Origin of the sequence: Cupriavidus sp. HPC(L), from assembly GCF_000307735.3 — a bacterium.
In the GTDB taxonomy this organism is placed as follows: domain Bacteria; phylum Pseudomonadota; class Gammaproteobacteria; order Burkholderiales; family Burkholderiaceae; genus Cupriavidus.
On record NZ_AMPR02000127.1, the window covers coordinates 1 to 8358 of the forward strand.

Genomic DNA, 8358 nt, shown 5'->3' on the forward strand with positions numbered 1-8358 from the left:
TCCGCGGACGGCGACGACCCGCTGGCGATCGCGCATCCGACGCTGGCCGCGGTGGTCGCCGAGCGCCTGCGGCACTTGATCATCGACGGCACGCTGGTACCCGGCGTCTGGCTCAACGAGCGCGATCTGTGCGAGCGGCTGCGCGTCTCGCGCACGCCGCTGCGCGAGGCCTATCGGATCCTTGCCGCCGACGGGCTCGTGATGCTGCTGCCCAAGCGCGGCGCGCAGGTGATCGCGATGTCCGAGCGCGATGTCGCCGATGTGTTCGACGTGCTCGCCGTGCTGGAAGGACTGACCGGAAGGCTGGCCGCCGAGAAGGCCAGCGACGAGGAGCTGGCGCAGATTGCCCGGCTGCATCGCGCGATGCTGGACGCCTACGCCGCCCGCGATCTGCACGCCTACTACGAGGCCAGCATGGGCACCCATCTTGCGATCAGCGCTGCCGCCCATAACCCCACCCTGGCGGACACGCATCGCCGGCTCAATCTGCGCGTGCAGAACCTGCGCTTCCGCTCGAACCAGGACCAGGACGAATGGGCCCACGGCGTGGAAGACCACCAGCGCTTCGTCACCGCGCTGCTGGCGCGCGATGGCGCCATGGTCGAGACGCTGATGCGCGAACACGCGCTGCAGAAGAAGGCAGTGGCGATGCGCGCGGCGCGCGAGCGCGAGGCCGCCGCGGCGCGATAGTCGCAAACAGTTATTTCGGCTGTAACGCCGCATTACGCGGCGAGCGCGGCCTCATCACCGGCCGCATGCGGGCAAGACAGGAACAACGGCCGCTATCTTCGGCCGGCAATGGCGTGGCCGTTCGCCGCCAGGGTATCCACGGCAGTCTCCAAGGTCTGCCCGCTTGTGAGACTGGCTTACAACTGCATCCGTCCAGGACCGTTCCAGATCGCTACAGTCGAGCCATGTTCAACGCGCCGCCAAGCCGGGCAGCGCATCAGGAGAAAAACATGACTCGCCAATTGCTGATCGCACTCGGAACGCTGGCCGCCGGCGCGATGTTCGGTCTTGTCTCGCCCGCCCAGGCGCATTCGGACCGCCACGATCATCGGCATGGCTACCATCGGCACGAGCACTATCGTCCGGCTCCGCCGCATGTGCGGCACCGCCACCATCGCCACGACTACCATCGCTACCATGCGCGTCCGCACCACGGCCATGGCCATTACGTATCGCGCCCGGGACACCGCTATGTGCCCGAGCGCTGGGTCCGGGACTCGCACGGGCATGTCGTGCGGCGCCCCGGGTATTGGGCCCGCTAAGGGGCGGCAGACGAATCGGCCTGCGGGTGCGCGCATGAACGGCCGCGCAGCCGCAAGGTCATCAGCACCGCCAGCGCGGCGGCAAGCGTTCCGACCATGAAGACCTGCGCGTGGCCGAACTGGTCGGCGACCCAGCCCGCCAACGGACCGGTCGCGCCGTAAGCGAGGTCCTGGAACGCCGCGAAGCCGCCGATCGCGGTACCGCGCAGATGCGCGGGCACGCGTCTGACCGCCTCCAGCCCCATCGACGGGAACACCATCGAGCAGCCGATGCCGGTCAGCAACGCGCCGATCATCGCCACGCCGGGCCCGGGTGCGAGCCACAGCATCGCCTGTCCCGCGGCTTCGACCAGCAGCGAGACCAGCGCCACCGGCACTGCGCCGAACCGGTCCGGCAAGGTGCCGCACAGCAGGCGAATCGCGACAAAGCCCAGGCCGAAACAGGTCAGGCCGTAGCCGGCGCCATGCCAGCCATTGGCCAGGAAATACAGCGGGAAGAAGGCGCCCAGCGCGGCGAAGCCGATGCCCTGCAGGCCGACCACGACGCCTGGTTGCCAGATGCGTCCCAGCACCTGCACGAACGGCGGGCGCGGTCCCGTCTTCGGCGGTGCAGCTGGTTTCGTTCGCCACAGCATCAGCGCGCCGAGCACCGGCATGGCGACGCAGACCAGCATCAGCCCGGCAAAGCCGCAGCGCTCCAGCAGCCAGAGCCCCACCGGCCCGCCCGCGGCGAACGCGCCGTACATGCCGGTGCCGACCAGCGCCATCACCAGGCCCGAGCGCGCCGGTCCCATCGTCGCCATGCCCCAGGCGAGCATGCCGACCAGCGCCGCGCTTTCGCCAAGCCCGAGCAGCAGCCGGCCCGCGAGCAGCACCGCATAGGCGGCCGTGCCGTGGCCGAGCGATGGCAACGACGACCACCAGCACAACAGCGCGGCGAGCGCGTACAGGAAGAGACCGCGGAACATCGCGGCCTTGCCGCCGCGTTCGTCGGCCAGCCGTCCGGCCCAGCCGCGGCTCAGGATCGTCGACAGGAAGGCAATGCCGACGGCCAGGCCGGAGCCGACATTGCCCATGCCCAGGGCCTGCACGACATGGAGCGCCACGGCGGGCATCGCCATGGCGACAGCGAGGTAGGTAAGAAACAGCGCGACGGTCATCCAGACCAGCCGGCGCAGCGAAGAATCTTGCAGGACGTTCGACATCGACCGCCACTCCTTCACAGAGAGGGCGGCACCGGAACGGTCGACGGACGGGAAACGACGCAGACGCGAGGGATGACGCAAGCGGCCAACGCACACCGCCAGTCGGCACGCGGGTGCCGCTGGTGATGCGTTGATTCACGTAAACGCTTACGGCCGCGCCGCCCGGAACATCGTTGTCGAGAACGACGTCGGGAACGCAGCGGGGGCGATTCTAACCGCGTTCCCGGCGCGCACAATAAAAAACCCTCGCCTCAACGAGGCGAGGGTTTGCGTGCCGGCGCGTATCGCGCCGAGGCAGGCCGGGGATGCGGGCCGATTACAGCGCCGCGTCCTTCAGCTTCTTCAGCGCGCGGACCTTGACCTTGACCGAGGCCGGCTTGGCAGCGAACCACTGCTCCTGGCCGGTGAACGGGTTCTTGCCGAAACGCTTCTTGGTGGCGGGCACTTGCACGGCGGTGACCTTCAGCAGGCCGGGCAGCGTGAATTCGCCCGCGCCCTTCTTGTTCAGCGCGCCGATCATGGTGCTTTCCAGCTGCGCCAGCACGGTCTTGACCGTCTTCGGATCGAGCTCGGTCTGCGCGACCAGGTGCGACACCAGGCTGGACTTGTTGAAGGTGTCCTTCAGCGGCTTGGGCGTCGGCGCTGCGGCCGGCGCAGCCTTCTTGGCGGCCTTCACCGGAGCGGCGGCCTTCTTGGCGGGCGCCTTGGCGGCGGTCTTGGTTGCTGCAGTCTTCGCGGTCGGTTTAGCTTTGGTGGCCATATCGATGTCGTGAACAGGTTCAATGTTGGAGCGCAGTACCGTCGGATGCCGCCGGGCAGCGCCGCGCACAGAATAGCAAAACGCGCGAACGGTGCCTATTTTCAAGGGGTTTTCGGCGTGATTTGGCGGTTGGGCCGTGCAATGTGTCGCGCGGATGCCACCATCCTCGCGGTCGTCGCCGTCGCGATGCCATGCGCGCTCCGATCCGGTGCCCCGATCAGCGGCGTTGCGCGACCCAGATCCCGGCCACGATCGCGGCCAGTCCGACCCCGTGATACCAGTTCGGCCACTCGCCGAGCAGCAGCGTGGACAGGATCGCGGCGAAGGCCGGCGTCAGCGTGACGAAGAACACCGGCAGCTGCGCGCCGGCGCGCGCGACCGCGCGATCCCAGGCGAAATACGCGAGCAGCGACGGCACCGTGGCGACGTAGGCCAGGATGCCGAAGGTGCTGGGGCTCCAGACGATGGTCTGGCCGGCGATGCCCAGCTCCCAGGCGACGAAGGGCACGCTGACCACCACGCCGGCGACGATCTGCGCGTACAGCAGCACGATCAGCGGCAGCGCCGGCCGCTGCTTGCGCAGCAGCCACGTATAACCGCTCCAGGCGAGCGTCGCCGCCAGCATGAACAGGTCGCCGGGCACGAAGTCGAGCTGCGCGAGCCGGCCCAGTTCGCCGCGCACCAGCACGAACGTCACGCCGACCAGGCACAGCAGCGCGCCCGTGATATGGCTGCGCGTGGCCGGCTCGCGGAAGAACGTCACGCCGACTGCCAGCAGGAACAGCGGCATCGACGCGCCGATCAGCGTCACGTTGATCGGCGTCGACGTCGTCAGCGCCAGATATTGCAGCGCGTTATAGCTGGCGATCGACAGCACGCCGAGCGCAAGGATCAGCCCCGCGTGGCGCCGCAGCGCCGCCGCGTGCTCGCGCACGCCGCTCCACGCCAGCGGCGTCAGCAGCAGCCCGGCCAGCAGCCAGCGCAGGAAGTTCAGCGTGATCGGCGGCACGGCACCGGCCGCCAGATGGCCGACGATGGCGTTGCCGGCCCAGCTCAACGGCGGGAAGGCCAGCAGGAAGAGGGTCAGCCAGCCGGCGCGCGAGCCGGCGATCGGGGAGGTGGGCATACGAAAGGAGGGCGCGAACGCGCAGGCGTCGGTGCCGGCGGCGCGGTGGCGTGGACACTGGAGCGCGCATTATGCCGCCAACAGTGGCTTCGGACGCGCCAGGCCCCGCATTTTCAGGGGGATTGCAAGCTCGCAACCCTACCGGCGTGCTACCCCCGATCGGGGATGGCGTATTCAACCTCGGTTACCGCAGAGTGCAACCGAAATCAGTACGGCGGCGGAGCGTTAGGGCATACCATGTCCGCTTTCCGCCGGTCTGGCAGCTCAAACGGTCACGCCATGTACGCCATCCTGCCCGCCTTCGTCTCGTCGATCTTTCTCGGTTACGGCCTCTACGTGCTGGTGACGAGGGGCGTCACGCGCCTGACCACGACCTTCTTCCTGATGTGCGCGACCACGTTCGCGTGGCAGGGCACCTGGGCCTTCCTGTTCCAGACCACGCATCCCGACGTGGCGCTGCTGCTGGCCAAGGTCGGCTATCTGTTCATCGTCTTCCTGCCGACCACCTTCTATCACTTCATCACCGAGGTCACCGAGCGCCGCGGCGAGCGGCCGTGGCTGCTGGTGTCCTACGGCATGTCGCTGCTGCTGGCGGTGGTGTTGCTGGTATCCGATCGGCTGGTCTCCGACTACTACATCTACAGCTTCGGCAACTACCCGCGCGCCGGGATCCTGCATCCGATCCATGTCGCCCAGACCGTGCTGCTGGCGCTGCGCAGCGGCTGGCTGCTGCTCGATGCGCGCCGCGACGCGGTGGGCGAGAAGCGCCAGCGGCTGACGCTGTGCCTGTGGAGCCTGGGCCTGTATTCGCTGGCGGCGATCGACTATGCGGTCAACTACGGCCACGACATCTATCCGCCGGGCGTGGTCTTCATCGCCGTGAGCCTGGGCATCATCGCGCTGTCGATCGTGCGCTACGACCTGATGCATCCGTACTCGCTGGCCGCTACCGTGGCCCACGAGGTGCGCACGCCGCTGGCGACCATCCGCATGCAGACGCAGGAGCTGGCGGTCGCCTGGCCGACCGTGCTGGATGGCTACCGCCGCGCCGTCGAGCACGGCCTGATCGAGGACAGCCTGCGCCCCGGCCAGCTAGAGCGGCTGCCGACGCTGCTTCGCGCGATCCGGAGCGAGGTCGATGGCACGCAGGCGGTGATCGAGATGGCGCTGGCGTCGATCACGCTGGAGCGGCTGGACCGCGGCAGCTTCGTGCCGCACGGCGTTGCCCATTGCGTCGAGTCCGCGCTGGAGCGCTATCCGTTCCGCCCCGGCGAACGCGAGCGGGTTTCCGTGCAGTCGATACCGGCCGGCTGGCGCTTCCGCGGTTCCGACACGCTGCTGGTCTACGTGCTGTTCAATCTGCTGAAGAACGCGCTGCAGGCGATGCGCGCGCACCAGCGTGAGGCCCGCGACGGCGGGCGCATCGAGATCTCCGCGTGCGAATCGGGCGGCTTCTATCAGCTGCGCGTGCGCGATACCGGTCCCGGCATTCCGGCGGACGTGCTGCCGCGCATCTTCGATCCGTTCTTCTCGACCAAGCCGCACGGCAGCGGTGCCGGCATGGGGCTGGCGTTCTGCCGGCGCGTGATGGAGGCCTTCGGCGGCCGCATCGACTGCGCATCGGCGCCCGGCCGGCATACCGTCTTCACGCTGCATCTGCCGGTCGCCGTGGCGGCCGAGCCGCCGGAGCCGGCGAACGCGGCGGCCTCGATCGGCCCGCTCGAGACGCTGGAGCGGATCGAGCCGATGCAGCCGATCCAGCCTATCCAGCCGCTCGGCCACGGCACGGCCGCCTGACGCGACGGCCGTGCCGCGGGGTCAGCCCGAGCGGCGGACCTGCTCCGCTACTAGTTGGCCAGCACCGGCGCGCTCACCTCATACTCCTTGACCCGCTCGACGATCTCCTTCGGGAATCGCGCGATCCGCTTCTCCTTGTCGGCGAACACGATCTGCTGGTAGCCCAGCGACACCGGCCGCTCGTCGACGCAGAAGCGGAACAGCAGATACGCCGAGCACTGCTTGACCTGGAAGGTGTTCAGGTAGCAGTCCACACGCTGGAACGGGAAGGTCTCCTCGACATATTCCTGGTGCGCGCGCTTGGTCACGAAGACGCCGCCCGCGGCCAGCAGATTGCCGTGGATGCATTCGTGGAACCAGCGCTCGCGGCAGATGCCCTGCCATTCGAAATAGCGCGCGAAGTAGGTGTTCATGAAGGCGTTGGAATCCTTCAGATAGATGTCGATCGTGTGGTGGAACGTCTTGCGGGGAGGGGTTTCGACCTGGTCCTGCGCCAGCTGGCCGGTACCGCGGTTCAGGATGTGGGGAATCACGTCACGCATCAACATGGAAAAAGCTCCTGGATCAATGGCTGCGAGCGGCAGCCTCGCTTGCCCCCGGGGGAGAGGGGGCATGGCGCATTCTGGCCGCAGACCCTGCACGGACGTCACCCAACCTTTGCGGGTAGACGAGAAGCGGCGCACGTAAGCGGAACTTGCCATTGCCGTCCCGCCGCTGACTGCGTGATGCCGCACCAACCCGCGGTAAACCCTAGTGGTATAGGTAACTAGACCTTATTACAGTGGCAGTTCGCCGAGCCCGCTCATCCAGTCCGCTCACTGAGTCCGCTCACTGAGTCCGTTTCCCGCGGCCGCGCGTGCGTTTGCATCGTGCCTGTCCGCTGCCCTGCGCCGCGCTTCGGCCCACCGTCTGCCACCCATCGATGTCCGATTCCCTGTCCTCGACCGAACTGTTGTCGCGCAGCCGCGAGCCGGTCTATCTGCAGCTGGCGACCATCTTTCGCCGCCGCATCGAGAGCGGGGTCTGGCGTCCCGGCGAACGGATACCGTCGCTCGAGGACCTGTGCCGGCAATACGGGGTCGCGCGCATGACGATGCACCACGCGCTGTCGGTGCTCGACGACGAAGGCCTGGTCGCGCGCTCGCGCGGGCGTGGCACCTTCGTCAAGGGCGGCTGCAAGCGCCGCCGGCCGGTGTCGCTTCCGGTCACCTGGGGCCAGGCGGTCCAGGTCGGCGAGCAGCTCGGCACCGAGGCGCTGGTCGAGTCGGCGGGCAGCGTGCCGTTGCCGGACGAGCTGGGCCTGCCCTGCGAGGCCGAGCGCGCGTGCGCCTACCATTTCCTGCGCCGGCTGCACCGGCTCGACGGCCGGCCCTTCGCGATCGGCGAGGTCTATATCGAGGAAGGCCTGTTCGCCCGCAACCCGCGCGCGTTCCGGCAGGGCGCGTCGGTGCCGGTGCTGGACCGCTTTCCGGGGCTGCGGGTATCGAGCGCGCGGCAGCGGCTGTCGATCATCGCGGCCGGCGCGGAATCGGCCGCGGCGCTGGCGCTGCCGGTGGGCGCGCCGGTGGCCGAACTGCGCCGCCATGCGTGCGCCGATGGCGTGATCGTCTATTACGCGCGCATCGAATTTCCGACCGAATACGTCTGCCTCGACTTCGACCTGCTCGACCCCGGCGGCCTGGCCGGATGATGGCGAAAGCCGGCGCACCGAATCCGCACCGATCCCCCAACCGATTTCAATTCGACCGACCTGACACCAAGGAAGCGCGCAATATGGAGACCAACCCCACCCAGCAAGCCGGGCAGACGCTGAACGGCGCCGAGAGCCTGGTCAAGACCCTGCTCGCCTGCGGCGTCGATACCTGCTTCGCCAATCCGGGTACCAGCGAGATGCATTTCGTTGCGGCGCTCGACCGCATCCCCGGCATGCGCTGCGTGCTGGGTTTGTTCGAGGGCGTGGTGACGGGCGCCGCCGACGGCTATGCCCGCATGGCCGACAAGCCGGCGGCGACGCTGCTGCATTGCGGACCCGGTCTCGCCAACGGCCTGGCCAATCTGCACAACGCGCGCCGCGCGCAGACGCCGATCGTCAATATCATCGGCGACCAGGCCACCTATCACCGTCCGCTCGATGCGCCGCTGACAGCCGACACCGAGGGCTGGGCGCGTCCCGTATCGGTCTGGACCCGCACCGCGCAG

The 8358-nt window shown here is 68.4% G+C and carries 9 protein-coding genes; 5 read left to right on the top strand and 4 right to left on the bottom strand.

Annotated elements, in window-relative coordinates; translation table 11 throughout:
* Together B551_RS09465 and B551_RS25345 are read left to right on the top strand one after the other, a co-directional pair.
* Positions 1-690, top strand: a 690-nt coding sequence (locus B551_RS09465; RefSeq protein WP_023263966.1) for a GntR family transcriptional regulator, incomplete at its 5' end; no start/stop codon positions are given.
* A 269-nt stretch (positions 691-959) separates the two neighbouring features.
* Positions 960-1271, top strand: coding sequence for a hypothetical protein (locus tag B551_RS25345; protein ID WP_006579426.1), 312 nt, complete (start codon positions 960-962; stop codon positions 1269-1271).
* Here the strand turns inward: B551_RS25345 and B551_RS09475 are convergent.
* The 3 genes from B551_RS09475 to B551_RS09485 form a co-directional block, all read right to left on the bottom strand.
* On the bottom strand, positions 1268-2476 hold the full coding sequence (locus B551_RS09475) for an MFS transporter (protein WP_043438452.1): 1209 nt from the start codon (positions 2474-2476) through the stop codon (positions 1268-1270). The genes B551_RS25345 and B551_RS09475 overlap by 4 nt on opposite strands.
* A gap of 316 nt (positions 2477-2792) precedes the next feature.
* On the bottom strand, positions 2793-3236 hold the full coding sequence (locus B551_RS09480; protein WP_006579425.1) for an HU family DNA-binding protein: 444 nt from the start codon (positions 3234-3236) through the stop codon (positions 2793-2795).
* Between the two features lie 217 nt (positions 3237-3453).
* Positions 3454-4362 carry a DMT family transporter gene (locus B551_RS09485; protein ID WP_023263969.1) on the bottom strand — a complete coding sequence of 303 codons (909 nt, stop codon included), beginning with the start codon at positions 4360-4362 and terminating at the stop codon, positions 3454-3456.
* Between the two features lie 279 nt (positions 4363-4641).
* Here B551_RS09485 and B551_RS09490 point away from each other — a divergent pair, with 279 nt between their 5' ends.
* A complete protein-coding gene (locus B551_RS09490) occupies positions 4642-6159 on the top strand; it encodes a sensor histidine kinase (protein ID WP_006579722.1) in 1518 nt (505 codons plus the stop codon).
* 50 nt (positions 6160-6209) lie between these two features.
* Here the strand turns inward: B551_RS09490 and B551_RS09495 are convergent, their stop codons facing one another.
* Entirely contained in the window at positions 6210-6707 is a 498-nt protein-coding gene (locus tag B551_RS09495) for a thioesterase family protein (RefSeq protein ID WP_006579723.1), read from the bottom strand.
* 374 nt (positions 6708-7081) lie between these two features.
* On the opposite strand from B551_RS09495, the gene B551_RS09500 reads away from it, so the two are divergent.
* Positions 7082-7849: a GntR family transcriptional regulator gene (locus B551_RS09500; RefSeq protein ID WP_006579724.1), complete on the top strand. Its 768-nt coding sequence runs from the start codon at positions 7082-7084 to the stop codon at positions 7847-7849.
* A gap of 119 nt (positions 7850-7968) precedes the next feature.
* Positions 7969-8358 (top strand): thiamine pyrophosphate-binding protein (locus B551_RS09505; RefSeq protein WP_253281339.1); only part of this gene is annotated, 390 nt, incomplete at its 3' end.